The following is a 20086-nucleotide window of genomic DNA, read 5'->3' as shown; positions in this document are numbered from 1 at the left end:
TACCCGAGAGCGTGCGGTTGGCCCCCTGCCAAACCGCAACACCCGGTAAAATTCGTGCATCCCGCTGTCCCTATTGGCCCGCCGCGTTTGCCCTTTGCACAAGGCGCAGGAAAACTTAAGCCAAGACCATTTCAGCAGAAATAGACATATGTCAGACAAATTCATGTCCCGTCCGCTGTCAAGCCCAGACAAGCGCCATCATCGATCAGAAATGGGTTTCCAAGAGATGTCAGACAATTAAAATCGTCATGCTGGAAGTTGCTAAGGCCCGCTTACATACAAGGGTACAGAGTGTATTGCTTGAGTACGGCGGGCGGTGTTTGCGGCTTCAAAAAATTATACATTGCAAAGCGATACGGTGCCCATGTCTGAGCTCGAACCGGTCCTTCGTCAGGCCGATGCTAACCTCGAATCAAGCCTGCAGACCCTGTTTGATCTGGTCCGCATACCGTCCATCTCAACCGATCGGGCCCATGCCGCCGACTGTCGACGGGCCGCGCAGGCGCTGTCGGACTATCTCACTGAGCTCGGTTTTGACGCTTCGGTCCGCGACACCACCGGGCACCCAATGGTTGTTGCCCATCATGCGGGCCCGGACGACGAGAGCCCGCATTACCTGTTCTATGGCCACTACGACGTGCAGCCGGTCGACCCGTTGCACCTGTGGGACCATCCGCCATTTGAACCTGCGATCCGCATTGGGGCGAAGGGGCAGAAGATTATCTCCGGTCGCGGCACCTGCGATGACAAGGCTCAGCTGCTGACTTTTGTGGAGGCGGTGCGCGCCTATAAGGAGGTCAATGGCAAGCTGCCAGCGCGGATTTCCATCATCTTTGAAGGTGAAGAAGAATGCGGTTCGCCATCGGCGCGGCCATTCCTTGAGGCCAATAAGGACGAGCTTAAGGCCGATTATGTCCTCGTCTGTGACACGGGCATGTGGGACGACGAGACGCCGTCTATCTGCGCTGGGTTGCGCGGGCTGGTGGGCGAAGAAATCAAGATTTACGCGGCAAGCCACGATTTGCACTCGGGCGGGTTTGGGGCGATTGCCGCCAATCCGCTGCACATTATCGGCAAGATTGTCGCCGGACTGCATGATGAAACGGGCCGCATCACCCTGCCCGGCTTCTATGATGGCGTGCACGAGACGCCACCGGAGCTGAAGAAGGTCTGGGATGCGCTGGAAGCGTCTCGCCCGCATATGCTCGAGCAGGTTGGGCTCTCGATACCGGTCGGGGAAAAGGGTCGCTCGATGCTGGAGCTGAATTGGGCGCGCCCAACAGCGGAAGTGAACGGCATCAGCGGCGGTTATGCGGGTGAAGGCTTCAAGACCGTCATTCCGGCGGAAGCCACCGCAAAAATTTCGTTCCGCCTGGTGCATGATCAGGACCCGCACAAAATCCGCGCGATTTTCCGAGACTATGTGCGTTCGAAGGTTCCGGCGGATTGCCGCGTTGAGTTCGGCGATCATGGCGCGGCGCCAGCGGTGCAGCTGCCTTACGACGCGCCAATTCTCGACAAGGCCAAGCAGGCGTTGAAGGGCGAGTGGGATAATCCGGCGATTGTCACCGGCGGTGGTGGGTCGATCCCGATTGTCGGCGATTTCCGCTCTATTCTGGGCATGGATGCATTACTGGTCGGCTGGGGTACGGCGGACGACCGCGGGCACGCGCCAAACGAGAAATACAACCTCAGCTCGTTCGAGAAGGGCATTCGCGGCTGGATCCGCATTCTCGACGCGATTTCAAAGCCATAGGGGCATTCTGTGACCGAAAATACTAAGGCCAAGTTCGCGCGCCTGCGTGAGCGTATGGCCGAGCAAAATGTTGATCTGATTGCGCTTGCACCAAGCTCCCACATGGACTGGCTGGTGGGTTTTCACCCCATGTTGTGTGAACGCCCGTGCCTGTTGCTGATCGGCCCTGAGCGCGAAGCGTTTGTGATGCCGGCGCTGAATGCGGAAGGCTCGCGGGCAGAGACGGACATCGCCTTCCATGTCTGGTCCGATGATATTGGGCCGAAGGAGGCGTTTCTGGCAGCGCTGGCCGATGTTGGTGCGACTGCGGCAAAGCACATTGGCTTTGACGAAACCATGCGCATCGACTTTGCCATGCTGCTGCTCGACGCCCTACCCTCGGCCAAGCGCAGCTTTACCGATGAGACCTTGAGCTATTTGCGCATGCGCAAGGATGAGCGCGAATATGCGGCGCTCAAGAAGAATGCGCTGATCGCGGACCGTGCCATGCAGGCGGCGTTCAAGGCTATTCGGCCCGGCATGACCGAAAATGAACTCATGGCGATCATCAGCGATCACTTTAGTGCTGAAAACGCACCCATGCAGTTTGCCGTGGTCGGCAGTGGTCCCAATGGCGCATTCCCGCACCACCACACTGGTGAGCGCAAGCTTACCGATGGCGACGCGGTAGTTCTCGACATCGGTGGGCGAACGGATGGTTTCCCAAGCGATATCACGCGCATGGCCATCATCGGCCAGGGTCCGGATGGGTATGCGGAAATCCACGACATCGTGGAACGTGCGGTGCAGGCTGCGTTGAAGGCCGCGGTTCCCGGCGCACTGGCGCGCGACGTTGATGCGGCGGCTCGCGGGGTGATTACCGAGGCGGGCTATGGCGAATATTTCGTCCACCGCACCGGTCACGGCATGGGCATTGGCGGGCACGAGCCCCCTTATATCACCGCGTCGTCGGACACTGTTCTGGCCGAAGGCATGGTGTTCTCCATCGAGCCGGGTATCTACCTGCCAGGCCGATTTGGCATTCGCCTTGAGGACATCGTCATTCTGCGCGCCGATGGGGCGGAAATCCTCTCGTCCCTGCCTCGCACAGTCCATACGGCATAGACCAGAACCTTGTGGGCGTCAGGATGGAAGACCTGACGCTCATTTCTCACCTGCGATCGCTCAATTATTTTCATGACCTATTGGAAGGGTTGGGCAAGTCGCGCGTATATATTGGATGAGCAACCGCCTCGCCAAAGTGATTGACCACCTGCCAGACCTGCGACGGTACGCGCTGACGCTAACGCGCGAGCCGCAGAATGCCGAGGATTTGGTGCAGGAAACGCTGGTCCGCGCCTATGAAAAGCGCCGGTCCTTCAAAATTGGTGGCTCTCTCAAAACCTGGCTCATGTCGATCATGCACAATTGCTTCGTCGATGGGTATCGTCGCAGCGTTGTTCGCACGAGTGCCGACAAGGCGCGTGTTGGCAGCGTAAGCTACCCACCCAATCAGGACGATGCCGTCCAATTGAGCGAAGTCCGGCGCGGCTTTCTGTTGCTCTCCGATGAGCAACGCGAGGCGCTGCATCTGATTGCCATTGAAGGGCTGACCTATCCCGAGGCGGCACAGGTTCTCAATGTGCCGGAAGGCACGTTGCTGTCGCGCGTGTCCCGTGCCCGCAAGGCGCTGCGCTCTGGCGAGCTTCTCAATCCCCCAAGACATCTCAAGATCGTAGGGAGTGCCGACAATGACTGAGCACGTCACTGACGAGGATCTAACTCTCTACATCGATGGCCAGATTGATCCGCTGCGGCGTGTGGTCGTCGAACAGCACCTCGCACGCAATCCCGAGCTGGCAGCGCAGGTTATTGATGAGCTGCGGGTCAACCACGAGCTCTATTTGAGCAGTGTTGGTGCGCCAGAGGCGATCCGCGTTTCTTCGCAGGATCTCGCCCGGCGTCTACAAAACTCAATTGGTCGACGGGTCTTTTTCAACCGCCTGCGTCCCGTCGCAGCGGCCTGCGGTCTGGTGATGGTGGGAGCGTCTATCGGCGCACTGACCACTTCGGCACTCTCGCGCCCCTCCCCGATGCCCGATTATCTTGAGGCAGCGTTGCGCGCCCACGAAGTTAGTCAGGTGCGCGCGGTCATGACATCGCAGCCAGAGGTTCCCGAATACGATCCGGCGGAACTGCTCGCGGCGACAGCCATCGTCATGCCGACCCTGCCCGAGAGCTGGACCGTCGAAGACGTACAGGTTTATCCGTCCCGGTTTGGCCCCAGTGTCGAGATGTCCCTCAGTGCATCAGATTTGGGACGGGTTTCCATATTCGCAGCGCGCCCCGGCGACTTCGCTGCGCACAACCCCACCGCTATCAGCGAGGGCAATGCTGTTCTCGCGCACTGGCAAATCGGGGAAATCGCCTATGCGCTCGTCGGCGCCAGCGATGAAACAGAAATACTGAACGCAGCGCACATGCTCGCTGACACCTTATACTAATGGAGACGAGACAGATGTCATCCCAGCCCAACATGCGATGGGGTAATTCGGCCACCGCTTCGCAGAACACCGCCGTCTACGACGAAGGCCTGCGCCAGCATATGCTGCGCGTCTACAACTACATGGGCCTTGGCCTGGTCATCACCGGCCTCGTAGCCTTCTTCGTCGGCTCGACACCAGCCCTCTACGTGCCGATCTTCTCCTCGCCATTGAAGTGGGTTGTCATGTTCGCGCCGCTGGCGTTCGTGATGTTCTTCTCGTTCAAGATCAACAGCCTCTCCGCTGCTGCAGCGCAAGGCATGTTCTGGGCATTCTGTGCGGTGATGGGCCTGTCGATGGCCTCCATCTTCCTGAACTTTACCGGGTCGAGCATCGCCCGTACGTTCTTCATCTCCGCTGCAATGTTCGGCGTGATGAGCCTTTACGGTTATACGACCAAAGCGAACCTCGCCAAGTTTGGCTCGTTCCTGATCATGGGCCTGATCGGCGTCGTTATTGCCTCGATCGTCAATATCTTCCTCGGCTCCAGCGTTCTGCAGTTCGCGGTCTCGATCATCGGCATTCTGGTGTTCCTCGGCCTGACCGCTTGGGACACACAGTCGATCAAGGATCAGTACGCAGAGCACAATGGTGCTGAAGGCAACCAGAAGCTCGCCGTTATGGGCGCACTGTCGCTCTATCTGAGCTTCATCAATATCTTCCAGCTGCTGCTCAGCCTGACAGGCCAACAAGACGAGTAAAGCTGAGGGGCGCTGCCGACCGATGGTCGGTGGCGCGCCTTTGCCGAGAGGGGGAATTTTATGTCGACAAAAGAGACCGCGATAAGCGGCGACGATGAAACGTTTAGTCTTTCAGCCAAGCTGGGCCAGATTGCCGGGCGCGTTGACCGGGATCGCATTTATATTCGCGACCTGCTGCTAGAGCTCGATCAGCGCGCTATCGCCGCCATGCTGTTTGTGTTCGCCGTGCCCAATACCATCCCGGTGCCGCCGGGTGTGTCAGGCGTGCTTGGAGCGCCGCTCCTATTTCTGGCGGCTCAGCTGATGTTGGGACGCACTCCATGGCTACCAGCCATCATCGCTGATCGCTCTTTTGCGCGCGCAGACTTTGCCCGCATTCTGGCCAAGGTTGGGCCATGGCTGGAGAAAGCCGAGCGGCTTATGCGCCCGCGCTTTTCCATACTGACAAAGCCACCGGCAGAATATCTGGTCGGCGCGCTCACACTCATTCTCGCTATCGTACTGTTTCTGCCAATTCCGCTGGGCAATATGCTGCCCGCCATCGCCATTTGCATCCTCGCGCTGGGTCTTATTCAGCAAGACGGAATCTGGGTTCTGGCCGGAACAGTGACCGGCATTGTTTCCCTCGTGATTGTCTCCGGCGTTATCGCAGCCTTCGCCTTTGCTGCATGGCTGGCGATATCGGCAATCTTTTGAAACGACCGCAGCCAGTGCCATCAACCCAATCAGGCGATCTGAAATGAACAGATCGACATCATCTGTCGTTCTTATGAATGACAGCACCCAATATCCAACTGACGAAGCCTTACAGGAGAAATATGTGCCGCTTCTTTTAGCGTGCATCAGGTGTCACAAATGATCGAACCAATATTGAATCTGCTGCTCGGCATAGCGATCATCATTATGATCATCGCTGTTGGCGGTTATTTCGTCGCTCAAGAATTTGCCTATATGGCCGTCGACCGCACCAAGCTCGCGGCGCAAGCGGCACAGGGCGACAAAGCCGCTGCGCGTGCCTTGCTTGTCACCAAGCAAACGAGCTTCATGCTCTCCGGCGCGCAGCTGGGCATCACTGTAACCGGCCTTATGGTTGGCTATGTGGCTGAGCCACTCGTTGGCGGTGCCCTCGGCACCATGCTTGGCGGGGTGGGTATCCCCACAGAAGTCGGTATTGCCACCGGCACCATTCTGGCGCTGCTCTTCGCGACTGTCGTGCAAATGATTTTTGGCGAACTCTATCCAAAGAACCTCGCCATCTCGAATGCAGAGCCGCTCGCAAAAATGCTGGCGACGTCGACGCTGTTCTATCTCAAGGCGATGGGCTGGATCATCAGCTTCTTCGACATGTCTGCGAACGTGCTGCTCAAGCTGCTGCGGATCGAGCCTGTTCACGACATCGACGTCAGCGCTTCGCGCGAGGATCTGCCACGCATTATCGCGGACTCTCGGAACAGCGGCGACCTGCCAGCCGAACTGGCCTGGATGATGGACCGTATTGTCGACTTCCCAGAGCGCGACGTCGAGCACGCCATGGTGCCACGCTCTCAGGTGGATTGGATCGGCCCGGAAACGACTATCGCTGAAGTGCGTGAGATGATGGCGCGTGCGCATACGCGCTATCCAGTGGTCGACGATGAAGAAGCGCCAATTGGCGTGGTGCATCTGTCGGACCTGCTCCCGCAACTGGAAACCGCGGACCCGAACGCCTCGGTGACCACCATCATGCGCCCTGCACTGGTTGTACCGACATTGATGGACCTGCCCGACGCCTTCGATAAGCTCGTTGGGACCAATAACCAACTGGCTTGTGTCATCGACGAATATGGTGGCTTTGCTGGCGTTTTGACGCTCGAAGATATCGCCATGGAGATCGTCGGCGAAATCACTGATGAGCACGACAGCGATGAAGAAGATGCCGTGACCTTTGATGGCGACGGTATCTGGATCATGGAAGGCGATGTGCACCTCGACGAAGTCGAACGCACGATTGGTCGCCCGATTGAGAAAGGCGACGTCGAAACCATTGCCGGTCTGCTTATTGCGGAAACAGGTGAGCTGCCAACTGTTGATGAAATTGTGGTTGTGCAGCTCCCTGCCGATCAAGCTGAAGTCGCAGAGGGTATTCTGATTAGCCGTAGCCTGTCTGTGACTGTGCTCGAAGTGGAGCGCCATGTGCCCACCAGAGTGCGCGTCCAGCTCATCGAGCAGGCGGAGTGATGGCCATGAAAGACCCAACATTCGTCATTCTAGCGACTATCGCTCTCATCGTTCTCAGCGCCTTCTTCGTGATCATCGAATTTGCACTGATCGGCGCACGTCGTCGTCAGCTCGAAGAAATGGCCCCGCAGAGTGCTTCGGCCCGCGCAGCGCTGCGCGGCATGAACGACTTGACCCTCATGCTTGCGGGCGCGCAGCTTGGGATTACCCTGTGCACATTCGCATTGGGTGCGATCACCAAGCCAGCCGTAGACGCGGCGCTCGGCCCTATCCTGCTCAATGCCGGTGCTCCATTCTGGCTGGCTGATAGCGCGGCATTCCTGCTGTCGCTGTTCTTCGTCACCTTCCTGCATCTGGTTGTTGGCGAAATGGCACCAAAGTCCTGGGCGATTGCGCATCCTGAAAAGGCGGCCGTTGCAATTGGTCTGGCCGCTGAAAGCTACATCTGGCCGCTGCGCCCTGTGCTCGGCGTGATCAACCGCATTGCCAACTCTCTCGTCCGTGCCTCAGGCGTTGAGCCTGTCGAAAGCACAGCTATCGGTGGGCAGGACGCGGCGACCATCCGTCAACTCGTTGAACATTCGGCGAAAGTGGGCGTGCTGGAAACGGAAGTGCAACAACAGCTCTCGAGCCTGATCGATCTGGGTAGTGCTTCCGTGAGCCATTTGATCGCTCCGGGTCGCAAGCCCGTCTCGGTTGGCCCTAAAGCCAGTGTTGCCGAGGTGCGCAAGCTTGCCGAAACTTCGGGACACATGCGGATTTTGCTGCTCGACGAGGGCGCATCCGGGCCCAAGGTTGTGCACGTTCGCGACACTCTCCTCGAGGGTGGGTCGGCGCCAGCCGACAAATTCGCGCGTGACGTTCTGGCTTTGCCAGAGCACACATCGGTCTACGAAGCTCTGGCCCGTATGCGTAAGGACGGCGAGCAACTCGCTATCGTCACCGCAGCAGACCGTATTCTGGGTGTCGTCACCATGGCCGACATTCTCAAACGCGTGTTGCCGCACACCGCGTAAGCAAAACAGGTGCAGTTCGTTTGAGCGAACTGCACCTGATGATCACCGTGTTGGTCGGCTAGGCTTAGAAGGTCTCGTAAACTTCGGTGGCGCGGAGGGATAAAATCCGCTCCGCCATTTCGCTTTTTAGATATTCGAGACGCGCATTTTCGTCGTCCGTGCGATTGGCCTTTTTGCCCAAGGCGATGAACTCGTCCCGGACAATGCCTTCGCGGATACGAACGCTGACCGTGGTGCCGCGATAGCTCACCAGCCAAACGTAGCGGGCCATGGTGTAGCCGCGCTCGGTCTGCGCCAGATCGGGCTCAATCGAGAGGCGATTTTCGGTCAGGCAACGGGTGACCATTTCCAAAGCATCGCGACCGCCCGGACCACCGAACGAGGTGCGGAAGGAGATTTCGCGGCGCTCAGGGATTGCTCCATCGGCCAAGAGTGGCAGCGAGCGCTCCAGCACCTTGAACCCGTGGGCGACGCCGCCGGAAAAGCCGTGACCGTGATAGGCCATGAGATCGGCATAGGTGTAGGTCAGTGGCTTGCCGTTTTCGAGAACGGTGAGAGTTGTGGCAGTCATTAGAGGCAGTCCCGATCGAGTTCAGCGCGCATCCAGGGCAAGAAGCCGTCGAGGAAGCGGGTGGTGGCAGGCATGAAGTGGCTGCCGTGGTGGTAGAAGGGATCGAGCGAGGTGATGATCATCCGGCCCTTGGTGGTCACTTCGTCGATATAGAGAATGGGCTTGCCGCTTTCGTTGACAGCGAGCACTTCAGCGCCTTCGGGAACATCGAACCAGCCGTGCAAATGCCAGGTGATGTCCTTCTGGGTGAGATATTGGAAGAGGCTGTGCTCAGGCTTGGCGATGCGCACGCCAAGGTCTGCGCCGGGGGTGAGCCACCACCAGAAATTGGTCGGCTGTGGGGTGACCCTGATATTGGGCAGGAAGAGTTCGCTGTCGCTCTCGCCGGTGGCGATGATGGTGCCGCCCTTATCGAGATAATCGAGCAATTGCTGCTTGAGCGGCTCCATGCGGTCGGCTGGTGTGCGGCACGGGATCAGCACGACATTGAAGGCGTTGAGGTCGACGTTCGGCAGATCTTCGGGGCGCACGAGCTGATCGAAATACTGCGCGTAACGGGGCGCTTCAAAACTTTCGAGGTGGTAGTAAGTGCCGGGATTGATGGCGAGAATGGCCATTAGAGTTCTCCCATGGTCCAAGCGATGATGCGGGGGGCGACAAGGGCGTGGTTCGGGTTCGGTCCGCCCATGCCACCAATGTCATTGCCAGCGTGGCTGAAGATGCGACCACCGGTGGGGAGGCTCCATTCCCAATCGATCGGCAAGTTGTCTGGGCCAATGCCATTGACCACGAGACCGCCTTCGGGAAGCGGGTTGTGGCCGCGACCATAGAAGCCTGCGACGCCCTTGTTTTCTTCAAAAGAAGGCTGATCGACGCCCTCGAAAATTGGGTGTTCGTTAATGCGCGTGAGCACCAGATCAGCACGCTTGGCTTTGATGATCGGCTGGTAGATTTTGAGCCCGCCAACCAGTTCGCGCAGGATGTGGCCATTGAAGAACCAATTGCCGCCACGCGCGAGGAAAGCCTCAAGATGCGGGCGTAGAGCAAGGAAGTTCAACTGGTCGATGTGGCTGGTGGTGATCAAGCCCTTGGCCTGAGCGAAATGCTCAGGTGTGAGGTCTTTCTCGCGCACGATAATGGCGTCGCCACGCTGCATCGCCAAATCAAATAGGCCCGGCGGTGTGCCGTAGTGCGAATGGATCAGCAGCAGTTTGCCGCTTGTCGGTTCAGTCATCGTTCTGTGTACCCTTCAACGTACAGGTTTTCGCCTAAGCGAGGTAGCGATAGAGGCGCTGCGAATGGATGAGCGGTGTGCCACTCTGGGTGGTGTAAACCGCCTCAACGGCGCCAATGATGATGTGGTGCGTGCCCACGAAACTGGTCTGGAAGACCGAGCACTCAAAGCTGGCGAGGGCTGGGTTGAGGACTGGCAAGCCGGTCTCTCCCAGCATCCAGCGCGGATCGTCAAACCATCCCTCGGCAACGCCGCCGCAGCGACCGGCAAAGAGGTCAGCAATCCCCTGCTCGCTCGCGGTAAGGAGATTGACGCTAAACCGCCCATTGGTGAGTAGTTTTGGCGTCACCCGGCTCTTTTCGTTGAGACAGATCAGGAGTGTCGGCTTGTCGCCATCGGCGGCGACTGATGTCATGGACGAAACGCAGGTGCCATCGCGGCCAGCGGAACCGTCCGTGGCCACGATGCAAACCGAATTGGCGAATTGCGACATGGCGTTCAAGAACGCCTGCCGCGGAGGAACGGCCGCCGGAGCGGCCTCCAAATCTGCAGTACTCATTCGGCCAGAGCAGCCTTTCGCTCGGCTTCGGTATCGATCAGCCAAGGCAACATACCGGCCAACATGCGGGTGGTTGCAGGCATGAAGAACGCGCCGTGATGGAAGAATGGATCGAGCGTCGTGGCGATCAAGCGACCTGGCGCATAGGACACCTCGTCCTCGAACATCTGGCACTCACCTTCGGCTGTCTCGACCAGAGATTTCTGGTTTTCATGCAGCGGCTCGAAAGCGCCGTGGAGATGGAAGGTGACGTCTTCTTTTTTGAGGTAATCGCAGACCACGTGATCGGGATCACTCATGCGCAAGCCAAGATCGGCACCGGGGGTCAGCCACCACCAGAAGTTGGTCGGCATTTCGCGCAGGCCAATATTGGGCAGCCATGTATTGGGGAAGGTCTCGCCCATGGCAACAAGGGTGCCACCATTGCGCATGAAGGCCTGGAACTGACGGCTCAGAGGCGCCAGATAATAGGCATTGGTGCGGCAAGGAATGATGACGATATCGAACTGGGTGAGATCGGTTTTGGCGACATCGCGCAGATAGATGATGTGGTCGAAATAGGAGGCAAATGGCTCCCGGGTGATCGCGTCATGATGATAGTGCTGGCCGCCGTCGATAACGGCAACAATAGGCTTCAAAACTGTGCTCATGCTGCCACCTGCGAGGTTTGCGCCAACCAATCGAAAATGGCTTGAATGACAGGTATGCCCTGCTCGGGACCTTCCAGCATCAGAACCGCCCAGAGCTCGACGCCCGAGTGGACGAAGATGCGACCGCCTTCGGGACGCTCGTAGAGCCAATCGACGGCTACATGATCAGGGCCAACCGAGTGAATGACTGTCGCGCCTGCGGGAGCAGGATTGGTGCCTCGTCCATAAAAGCCAGCAACGCCCTTGCGCAGGGTGAGCTGTTCGGCAGTGACGGAGGCAAACATTGGGTGCTCGGTTTCGCGATGAATGACCAGCTCGGCTTTGCCGCGCTTTTCCATCGGCTCGTAGCGCTGCAATTCGGGCAAGAACGGGCGCGCCACGTGACCATTGATGACCAGCGTGCCGCCGCCATTGAGGTAGGCCTGCAGCTTCGCCGTAATCTCCACAAGGTGAAGCTGATCGGCGCTCATGGAAATGATGACTGCATCGTAGACTGACCAATCGAGCCGGTCTGTGTCGTACTGCTGGTAGATATCAAGAGTGTGGTCTGCGACACGCAAAAGCGCAGGCGGGGGGCCACCGTAACTATTCTGCAAATAGAGAAAACGTCCGCTCATCTTTGTCTTTCTGTGCGTCAGGCCGCTGCGATCAGCTTGCGCGTGTAGTCATGTTGTGGGGTTTGGACGACAGCGTCCGCATCCCCGTGCTCAACGATACGGCCTTCGCTCAACACTATGAGCCGGTCGCAGAAGTGGCGTGCCAAGGCGATGTCGTGGGTGATGAAGAGGAACGCTGTGCCGTATTCGCGGCGAAGGTCTTCCATCAACTGCACGATTTCCATGCGCACGGATTGATCAAGCATTGAGGTTGGCTCGTCGGCGATGATCACCTTGGGGTCACAAACCAATGCTCGGGCGAAGGCGACACGCTGGCGTTGTCCGCCAGAGAGCTGAACCGGGCGACGGGACATGAAATGCCCATCGGACGGTAGACGTACTGCCGCTAGTGCTGCCGCAACCTTGCGCGCGATAACGCCATCGTCGCGTTCCCCGTGGATGCGCAGCGGTTCGGCGATAATGTCGCGAATGGACATGCGATTGCGGATGGACTGGTACGGGTCCTGGAACACCATATGGACGGCGCGCGCCATGGTTTTACGGGCGGTACGACCAGCACCAAGCGGAGCACCGTTATAGGCAATCGCGCCGCTATCGGGCTTGATCATGCCCATGACCAAACGGGCAAGGGTCGATTTACCCGCCCCACTGCCCCCAACCAGCCCAAGCTTTTCGCCGGTACGCAGGGTGAAGGACACATCGTTTAGCGCTTTGTGCGGTGCGCCGAGATTGAGGCCCAAAACCGAATTTGGGTAATAGGTTTTCGTCACGCCGGTAAAGGCAATGACGGGATCGCCATTCGGCACGCCCTGCGGCCAAAGTTTTGGGTCGTCGATCTCTGGGAGGTTGTCAAAAAGCGCCCGCGTATGAGCATGAAGAGCCGCCGTGCGCAGGCTTTCTGGCGCGCCGAGATCGACCAATTCGCCCTGATACATAACCGCCAAACGATCGGCATGGCGCGCGATCAAGGGGAGATTATGAGTGACGAAAAGAATAGATAAATCAAGGCTTTGGCGGAGATTTAGCAGAAGTTGCATGATCTCTTCCTGCACCAGCACATCAAGGCCAGTGGTCGGCTCATCGGCGATCACCACCTCGGGCGTGTTGCACAGGGCAATAGCGATGACGGCACGCTGACGCATACCGCCAGAGAGGGCATGGGCGTAGCTGTTGGCGTGCTTGGTTTGGAGGCCAACCTTGCCCAGCCACTCGTTCACCTTGGCGGATTTTTGGTCGCTGGGCAGCTTATCGCCACGCTCAAGAGCTTCCTCGATCTGCGCACCAATGGTGAGCACGGGATTGAGTGCGTTCATGGCACTCTGAGGGATAAGGGCGATCTTGCGCCCCCGCAGCGCACGAAGCTCTTCGGCGTCTTTTGCCAGCAGATCATCGTCACCAAGCCAGACCGCGCCGTGCGTGACACGGGCCGGATGGCGCAGGAGACGCAGGATGGCGAGCGAGAGTGTGGTTTTGCCGGAACCGGACTCGCCGACAAGGCCCAAAAGCTCACCCTTATGAAGGGTCAGATCACAGGCTTTTACGGCGGTGTTGGTGCCAAACTCAGTGTCGTAAACAATGGTCAATCCCTGAGCAGACAGGGCCGCGCCAGACTGCGGCGCAGCATGAGCTGGCGCTAGAGGCAGGGCCTGCTTTTTGACCTTGATGCGCGGCGCGAGCGAGGCGTCATAGCCAAAGCCGATAAAGGCCAGAGCCAAAACGGTGAGCGAGACGGCTATGCCGGGCGGCAAGATCCAATAGATCCAAGTTCCGGTGAGGAAAGCGGCGCGCGCATTGGCGTGGAAGAGGATCGACCCCCAAGAGTTTTGCAGGGGATCGCCCAAGCCCAAAAAGCTCAGCGAGGTTTCGACCATGATCGCCGCAAGGGCGATGCGCACAAACTGCGGCACAATGACAGGCGCAATCTCTGGCAGGATATGCTTGAGACCGACGAACCAGCCCCCTGCCCCCATAGCAATGGACGCTTCGACGTAACCGGCTGAACGGATAGACAAAATTTGCGCGCGCAGCTCACGCACCGGGCTCGCCCACATGACCAGCGCGATCACGATGATCTGTGTCTGGATGGAGGCCCCGAAATAGACGCCCAGAACGATGACCAGCGGCATGAACGGCATGGCTTGCACCACGTCGATGAACCGCATGACGAGGCGATCAACCCAGCCGCCATGATAGCCAACGAGAATGGCAACGGCGGTGGCAATCACGGTCGAGACCGTGGCAACCGAGAGCCCGACAATGAGAGAGACGCGCGCGCCATAGAGCAGCTGGGACCAGATGTCGTAGCCAGCGTCGTCACAGCCCAGAATATGGGCGGCGCTCGGCGTTTCGAATGGCGCGCAGCTTAGGGCGCGCGGCAGATAGCCCGCAAAAAGCGGCGCCATGACCGCGAGCAGGACAATGATGCCCAGCATGGTGATGCCCAGCCATTGCACCTTGCCGGTGGCCGTCGAGAACGGCGCGATGACGCGTCTGGTATTGGAATAGTGTGCTGTCGACATGGACTTAACCCGCCCGCCGCGTGCGCGGGTCAATCAGGGGATAGAGAAGGTCGGTGACAAAGTTCGCGGCGATGATCGAAATCGTGGTGATGACGAACAGGCCCTGCAAAAGCGGATAGTCGCGCGAGTTGACGCCTTGAACGATGAGACCGCCGAGACCGGGATAGGAGAACACGGTCTCGATGATGAGCGAGCCGCCAATGAGGGCGCCAAGACCCATCATGGTGTGGGTGTAGAGTGGCAGCAGCGCATTGCGGAACGCGTGCTTGAAGAAGATCTTGCCCTCGGACACGCCCTTGGCGCGGGCGAACATGATGTAATCCTGATCAAGCGCCATCTGCATGGAGGAGCGGGCAATCAGGAGGACGGAGGTGGTTTGGACAATGGCGAGAGCCAGCACAGGCATAATCAACCGCAGCCCCACCCCTTGGAACCAATTCAGGCTCGGGAAGGACGTGCCCACTTTGTAAGCACCGTAGGATGGCAGCCAACCAAGGGTCGTCGAGAAGAGAATGATGAGCATCATCGCCAGCCAGAACGGCGGCAGTGAACCGACGAAAAGCACGCCGCCCATGGTTGCAATGTCGGCAATTTCACCGCGCTTCCAGGCGGACATGACGCCTAGAACCGTGCCGAGCACAGTCGAGATGACCAGCGCAAAACCCATCAGCAGTAGCGTCCACGGGAGCTTCTGGATGAGGGCATCCCAGACGGGCATGCCCAGCTTGATCGACATGCCGAAATCGCCGGTGAAAATGCCGGTGAGATAGTTCCAGAACTGCACGTGGAGGGCATCATGGATGCCAAGTTCCCTCGCGACCTGCGCCACCTGCTCTTCGGTCATGGTCTCAACGACGTCTGCGCCGAGCAGAGCGTTGATGGGATCGCCGGGCGCCAAACGGGGCAAGAAGAAGTTCGCCGCGAGAGCCGCGAGCAAAGTCAGCAGATACTGCAGTGTCGTGCGCAGATAATACATGGACCGAAACGCCAAAAAGCCCGCGCGACCGAAGCCGCGCGGGCGAGCCAGACTTATTCCGCGATCAGTTGATCGATGGAGTCGGAGGTGCCGATACGGCCAGCTTCAGGCAAGAAGGAGTATTTGTGGAAGATGCCGTAGCCGAACGAAGAGGCGTAGTTGTCGTAGGCTTTCCAATTGTAGGCAAACAGACCATCTGGGTACCAGAGCATGAAACGGCTCGGGTATTTCAGTTCATATTCCTGCAGCTTGAAATGGGCGTCCTGACGTGTTTCGCGGCTGTCCGCTTCCCACCACTCATTGTAGAGGGCCAGACGTTCTGGTTCGCTGTCGAGCAGCGTCTTCATCTGCGGGCTCGAATAGAACTGCATGTACTGGTCCTGATCGGCCAGACCGTGCGGGGTAATTTCGGAGATGGAGAACTCGTAATTGCCATCGGTGGTCAGGCTGTTGAAGGTGGCAGCGTCCACGGCCTCAACATGGGTCTTGATGCCCACGGCATCGAATTGCTCGACCATGACTTCGGCCGCACGCACATAGAGCGGCTGATTGGTCGAGACGACGATGCGCCAATCGAACGGCGTGCCATCGGGCAGATCGCGATAGCCATCACCATTGGCGTCGACAAAGCCAAGGGTTTCAAAGCCAGCCTTGGCCGCTTCGGCATCGAATGGCACTTCAAGACCTGGCTTGGTCCAGGTGCTATCGAGGTGCGGCCAACCGTGCTTGCCGGACTGCGCGCGACCGAGCATGACGCGCTCGACCATTTCTTCAGGATTGATCGCGAGCGAGAGGGTATTGCGCAGATCGCGGTTGTTGAACACCGGATCATTGAGGTTCATCTGCATCCAGGTGCCCCAAAGGGTTGGCGCCTGCGCGATCTCGATATTGGGATCGTCCTTCCACTGCGCGACCATTTCAGGCGGCAGAGCGCGGGCAGCACCGTCGATTTCGCCAGACTTCAGGGCCGCAAATATCGTCTGCGGGTCCTTGATCATGACCAGCGTCAATTCCTTGACCGTTGGCGCGCCGCCCCAGAATTCTTCGTGCGCTTCAAAGCGGTAGAATTCGTCGGCCTTGTATTCGACCAGCTTGTAGGGGCCGGTGCCAATGACCGGATCGGTCATGGTGCGCGGGTCTTCGATGCCTTCCCACTGCTTCTTCTGCATGATCGGCAGCTCGGGCGCGGTCACGAGATCGAAGTTTGGCATGGGGCGCGGCGCGGTAAAGCGGACGCGGGTGGGCGAAACCAGCTCAATGGTTTCGATGCGTGGCACGTCAGAGACGTGGTGAGTCCAGCGGTTTGCCGGGCCGTTGAGGTAAAGATTGTAGGTGAAGACGACGTCTTCGGCGGTCATGTCAGTGCCGTCGTGCCACTTTACGCCTTGACGGATTTCCGCTTCCCAGATGCGCGCGTCTTCCGACACCTGCACAACTTCAGTCGCCAGCCACGAGCGGCCCTTGGACATATAGGGCGATGGCTCGAGCAGTTTATCGAGGGCCAGATACAGCACCCAATCGTTCCAGCTGTTGCCGATCGTATAGGTGGTGATGTTGGCGGCGGTGTTCCAAATGCCGATGGTCAGGCTATCAGCAGTCTTTGGACCCTGATTGTTGACCGTGCTGAGGATGCCCGCAGCCGTGTGAGGGCTGCCATTGCCAGCTTCAGGATTAGCATGGAGCCTCGCATCGTGAGCAGAGCTAGGCGCGGCAAGGCATAGGGCGAGCGCAACAGCACTCGCACCCCGAAGGAGTGAACGACGCATTTGGAAGATCCGGTTTTGTAAACTGGGCTACAAGCACCCTTAACCGGACTGCTAAACTCATGTTAAGGTCAGGTCAAGAGATTCCTGAACTTCATTGTCATGTTTATATGGCACGCCCCTATGCTTTCTAAATAGCTAAGGCAGGTCATAAAATTCAGCGGTGAGTTTAAAGGTCAGCTTGCCAGTTTTGCTGTAGATTCTACACACTGGAGGGTTCCACGTGACCGAGCTATCCCCGCAGGCGTCTATCGTCGTACACGGCATTACCACTGTTTCAGGCCGCTATTCACTTGGCGCGAGACCTGCTCACGCTGGCCTCAACCTGTTTGCTTGCCGGTTACGTATGATCGCAACGACCAGTCTGGGCGTGGCCGCACCGATTATTCCGCAATTGGGTGAAATGGTTACGGCACGCTTTGCCGCTTTTGGTGCCCTGCAGGGCCCGGTGACACGGCGCCTCGAAGATGGGTTTGAGATGGCTTTGCTCATGAGCAGCGCGCGCACATTGGAGCATAACGAACGCATCAACAATTTCACTGAAACCCTGTGGACGGAAACCAACAACCGCCGCAGTAGCGAACGTCTGCTACCGAAAAACCCGCGCACCATCATTTGCCGCGGACAGGATGAGTGGCCACAGCCATGCCTCGTCATCGACTATTCCGGTCGCGGGGCAGCGGTATCGGCTCCGTTCCAACCGGCAATCGGGGAACTCGTCACCATCGGTCAGCTTGAGGGGGCGGTCGTGCGCCTCTTCGACATCGGCTTTGCTGTGCAGTTTACAGAGCACTATTCCACACGCGACGCGCAATTGGCGCTTGAGGCGCCCAAGGATTGGCGTCACGCCATGCGCCGCGCATTTCCCAGCCTATAAAAGAAAAAGGGGCCCGAAGGCCCCTTCCCCAAACCCTGCCAATTAGGCCGAGTAGTACATTTCGTATTCGACTGGGTGCGGGGTCATTTCGACACGCAGCACTTCAGCCATCTTGAGCTCGATGTAAGCGTCGATGAAATCGTCATCCATCACGCCGCCGACCTTGAGGAACTCACGGTTCTTGTCGAGGCTTTCCAGAGCTTCGCGGAGCGAACCGGCGACGGTCGGGATTTCCTTGAGTTCGTCCTTTGGCAGTTCGTACAGATCCTTGTCCATTGGCTCGCCTGGATGGATCTTGTTCTTGATACCATCAAGACCAGCCATCAGCAGTGCGGTGTAGGCAAGGTATGGGTTCGCCAATGGATCTGGGAAGCGAACTTCAACGCGCTTTGCCTTCGGCGACTGGCCGAATGGAATACGGCACGAAGCCGAACGGTTACGAGCCGAGTAAGCGAGCAGAACTGGAGCTTCAAAGCCTGGAACCAGACGCTTGTAGGAGTTGGTGGTCGGGTTGGTGAAAGCGTTGATTGCCTTCGCGTGCTTGATGACGCCGCCGATGTAGTAGAGGCAGTCCATCGAGAGACCAGCGTACTGGTCGCCAGCGAAGAGTGGCTTGCCATCCTTCCAGATCGACATGTGGCAGTGCATGCCCGAACCATTGTCGCCAAAGACTGGCTTTGGCAGGAAGGTTGCAGTCTTGCCGTAGGAGTTAGCAACCTGCTGAACCCCATACTTGTAGATCAGCACGTCGTCAGCCGATGCGATCATGGTCTTGTACTTCAGACCAAGTTCGTGCTGAGCCGATGCCACTTCGTGGTGGTGCTTTTCAATGATGACGCCCATTTCGCCGAGGGCTTCGAGCATTTCACCACGCATGTCCTGCGCGTTGTCCAACGGAGGAACTGGGAAGTAGCCCTTCTTGATGCCGATGTGGTGGCCGTTGTTGCCGCCTTCGAAGTCTGCATCGTTGTTGGTTGGCAGTTCTGCCGCGTCAACCTGGAAGCCAACCTTATAGGTGGAGGTCGAGTACTTCACGTCGTCGAAGATGAAGAATTCTGGTTCTGGACCGAAAACGACGGTGTCACCAACACCCGACGACTTGACGAGACCTTCAGCCTTCTTCGCGATCGAACGTGGGTCGCGGTTGTATGGCTGGTAGGTTGCGGGCTCGAGAATGTCGCAGTTAATTGCGAGGGTCTTGGCAGCAAAGAACGGGTCGATGTAAGCGGACGCCGGATCTGGCATGAGCACCATGTCGGACTCGTTGATGGCCTTCCAGCCAGCAATCGAGGAACCGTCAAACATCACGCCGTCTTCGAACATGTCGGCGTCGACAACAGACACGTCCATAGTAACGTGCTGAAGCTTACCGCGCAGGTCGGTAAAGCGCACGTCCAGGTACTTGATGTCCTCGTCTTTCATGCGCTGGATGATGTCGGCTGCGGTCGTCATTTGGGTCTTTCCCCTGTCTTGCGGAAACGGTTGTATTCAGTCGGGTGCGATGCGCTCGGTCTAAGGGGACTTAGAGCGCGTCGTCACCAAATTCGCCGGTACGGATGCGGATCGCTTGTTCGATCGAGTAAACAAAGATCTTGCCGTCGCCGATGCGCCCTGTCTGGGCTGCTGCACGGATAGCTTCGATTGCCTTTTCGGCGACGTCGTCGGTGCAAACCACCTCGACCTTCACCTTTGGCAGGAAGTCCACCACATATTCAGCGCCACGATAGAGCTCCGTGTGGCCTTTTTGGCGCCCAAAGCCTTTGGCTTCGGTCACAGTGATGCCCTGCAGACCTACTTCCTGCAGTGCCTCTTTTACTTCGTCGAGTTTGAACGGCTTTACGATAGCCTCGATCTTTTTCAACTCATGCCTCCATGGCCACTTTCGGCAATTACCGCCAATACATATGCATAGGGTGTGCCAACTCACACAAGCTTCAAGAAAACCATATTTTCCATAGCCTTAGTCAATAAGCGAAAAACAGTGTAGCACGGGCAAAGTGAGGTATATGCACAAAGTTTAGGCGGCGCGCACAGATTTACAGCCCAGTCACCACAGGACAGGGATTTGGTGCCGCAGTTTTAAGCTGCGCCCTTGTACAATGTCAGAA

At 58.1% G+C, this 20086-nt stretch carries 20 protein-coding genes; 9 read left to right on the top strand and 11 right to left on the bottom strand.

Annotated features, from left to right (window positions below):
* The first annotated feature begins 364 nt into the window (after positions 1-364).
* From H4N61_RS07225 to H4N61_RS07190, 8 genes are all read left to right on the top strand, one after another.
* Positions 365-1756, top strand: coding sequence for a M20/M25/M40 family metallo-hydrolase (locus H4N61_RS07225; protein WP_182395597.1), 1392 nt, complete (start codon positions 365-367; stop codon positions 1754-1756).
* A gap of 9 nt (positions 1757-1765) precedes the next feature.
* Entirely contained in the window at positions 1766-2860 is a 1095-nt protein-coding gene (locus H4N61_RS07220; RefSeq protein ID WP_248306579.1) for a Xaa-Pro peptidase family protein, read from the top strand.
* 115 nt (positions 2861-2975) lie between these two features.
* Positions 2976-3494 (top strand): sigma-70 family RNA polymerase sigma factor, encoded by a 519-nt coding sequence (locus H4N61_RS07215; protein WP_182395595.1) that lies wholly within the window; start codon positions 2976-2978, stop codon positions 3492-3494.
* Complete coding sequence (locus H4N61_RS07210; protein ID WP_182395593.1) at positions 3487-4239, top strand: anti-sigma factor; 753 nt, start codon at positions 3487-3489, stop codon at positions 4237-4239. Before H4N61_RS07215 ends, H4N61_RS07210 begins: the two co-directional genes overlap by 8 nt.
* A 14-nt stretch (positions 4240-4253) precedes the next feature.
* Positions 4254-4979, top strand: a complete 726-nt coding sequence (locus H4N61_RS07205) for a Bax inhibitor-1/YccA family protein (RefSeq protein WP_248305855.1) — start codon at positions 4254-4256, stop codon at positions 4977-4979.
* 60 nt (positions 4980-5039) lie between these two features.
* Entirely contained in the window at positions 5040-5675 is a 636-nt protein-coding gene (locus tag H4N61_RS07200; protein WP_182395592.1) for an exopolysaccharide biosynthesis protein, read from the top strand.
* 159 nt (positions 5676-5834) lie between these two features.
* A complete protein-coding gene (locus H4N61_RS07195; protein WP_182395590.1) occupies positions 5835-7196 on the top strand; it encodes a hemolysin family protein in 1362 nt (453 codons plus the stop codon).
* A 5-nt stretch (positions 7197-7201) separates the two neighbouring features.
* Complete coding sequence (locus tag H4N61_RS07190) at positions 7202-8212, top strand: hemolysin family protein (protein WP_182395589.1); 1011 nt, start codon at positions 7202-7204, stop codon at positions 8210-8212.
* 64 nt (positions 8213-8276) lie between these two features.
* Here H4N61_RS07190 and H4N61_RS07185 read toward each other — a convergent pair whose 3' ends face one another.
* From H4N61_RS07185 to H4N61_RS07145, 9 genes are read right to left on the bottom strand one after another with little or no spacing between them, the layout of a single operon-like run.
* Positions 8277-8783 carry a hypothetical protein gene (locus tag H4N61_RS07185; protein ID WP_182395587.1) on the bottom strand — a complete coding sequence of 169 codons (507 nt, stop codon included), beginning with the start codon at positions 8781-8783 and terminating at the stop codon, positions 8277-8279.
* On the bottom strand, positions 8783-9400 hold the full coding sequence (locus tag H4N61_RS07180) for a hypothetical protein (RefSeq protein ID WP_182395586.1): 618 nt from the start codon (positions 9398-9400) through the stop codon (positions 8783-8785). Before H4N61_RS07180 ends, H4N61_RS07185 begins: the two co-directional genes overlap by 1 nt.
* Positions 9400-10017: a hypothetical protein gene (locus H4N61_RS07175; RefSeq protein WP_182395584.1), complete on the bottom strand. Its 618-nt coding sequence runs from the start codon at positions 10015-10017 to the stop codon at positions 9400-9402. Before H4N61_RS07175 ends, H4N61_RS07180 begins: the two co-directional genes overlap by 1 nt.
* A 34-nt stretch (positions 10018-10051) precedes the next feature.
* Positions 10052-10576: a flavin reductase family protein gene (locus H4N61_RS07170; RefSeq protein ID WP_182395582.1), complete on the bottom strand. Its 525-nt coding sequence runs from the start codon at positions 10574-10576 to the stop codon at positions 10052-10054.
* Positions 10573-11226 (bottom strand): hypothetical protein, encoded by a 654-nt coding sequence (locus H4N61_RS07165; protein ID WP_182395580.1) that lies wholly within the window; start codon positions 11224-11226, stop codon positions 10573-10575. The genes H4N61_RS07170 and H4N61_RS07165 overlap by 4 nt, the downstream gene beginning before the upstream one ends.
* Complete coding sequence (locus H4N61_RS07160; protein ID WP_182395578.1) at positions 11223-11843, bottom strand: hypothetical protein; 621 nt, start codon at positions 11841-11843, stop codon at positions 11223-11225. Before H4N61_RS07160 ends, H4N61_RS07165 begins: the two co-directional genes overlap by 4 nt.
* Positions 11844-11860: 17 nt before the next feature.
* Positions 11861-14362, bottom strand: a complete 2502-nt coding sequence (nikE, locus tag H4N61_RS07155) for a nickel ABC transporter ATP-binding protein NikE (RefSeq protein WP_182395576.1) — start codon at positions 14360-14362, stop codon at positions 11861-11863.
* Positions 14363-14366: 4 nt separating this feature from the next.
* Complete coding sequence (locus tag H4N61_RS07150) at positions 14367-15338, bottom strand: ABC transporter permease (RefSeq protein ID WP_182395575.1); 972 nt, start codon at positions 15336-15338, stop codon at positions 14367-14369.
* Between the two features lie 53 nt (positions 15339-15391).
* On the bottom strand, positions 15392-17104 hold the full coding sequence (locus H4N61_RS07145) for an ABC transporter substrate-binding protein (RefSeq protein WP_182395573.1): 1713 nt from the start codon (positions 17102-17104) through the stop codon (positions 15392-15394).
* A gap of 220 nt (positions 17105-17324) precedes the next feature.
* Here H4N61_RS07145 and H4N61_RS07140 point away from each other — a divergent pair, with 220 nt between their 5' ends.
* Positions 17325-17978 carry a hypothetical protein gene (locus tag H4N61_RS07140; protein ID WP_169194059.1) on the top strand — a complete coding sequence of 218 codons (654 nt, stop codon included), beginning with the start codon at positions 17325-17327 and terminating at the stop codon, positions 17976-17978.
* A gap of 42 nt (positions 17979-18020) precedes the next feature.
* On the opposite strand, the gene glnA is transcribed toward H4N61_RS07140, so the two are convergent.
* Both glnA and H4N61_RS07130 read right to left on the bottom strand, forming a co-directional pair.
* Positions 18021-19430, bottom strand: a complete 1410-nt coding sequence (glnA, locus tag H4N61_RS07135; RefSeq protein ID WP_182395571.1) for a type I glutamate--ammonia ligase — start codon at positions 19428-19430, stop codon at positions 18021-18023.
* Between the two features lie 70 nt (positions 19431-19500).
* Entirely contained in the window at positions 19501-19839 is a 339-nt protein-coding gene (locus H4N61_RS07130; RefSeq protein ID WP_169194061.1) for a P-II family nitrogen regulator, read from the bottom strand.
* Positions 19840-20086 lie beyond the last annotated feature (247 nt).

It is taken from the genome of Devosia sp. MC521 (assembly GCF_014127105.1).
GTDB lineage: Bacteria > Pseudomonadota > Alphaproteobacteria > Rhizobiales > Devosiaceae > Devosia.
Note: the sequence above shows the minus strand (reverse complement) of the source record. Positions and strands in the feature narration are given on the sequence as shown.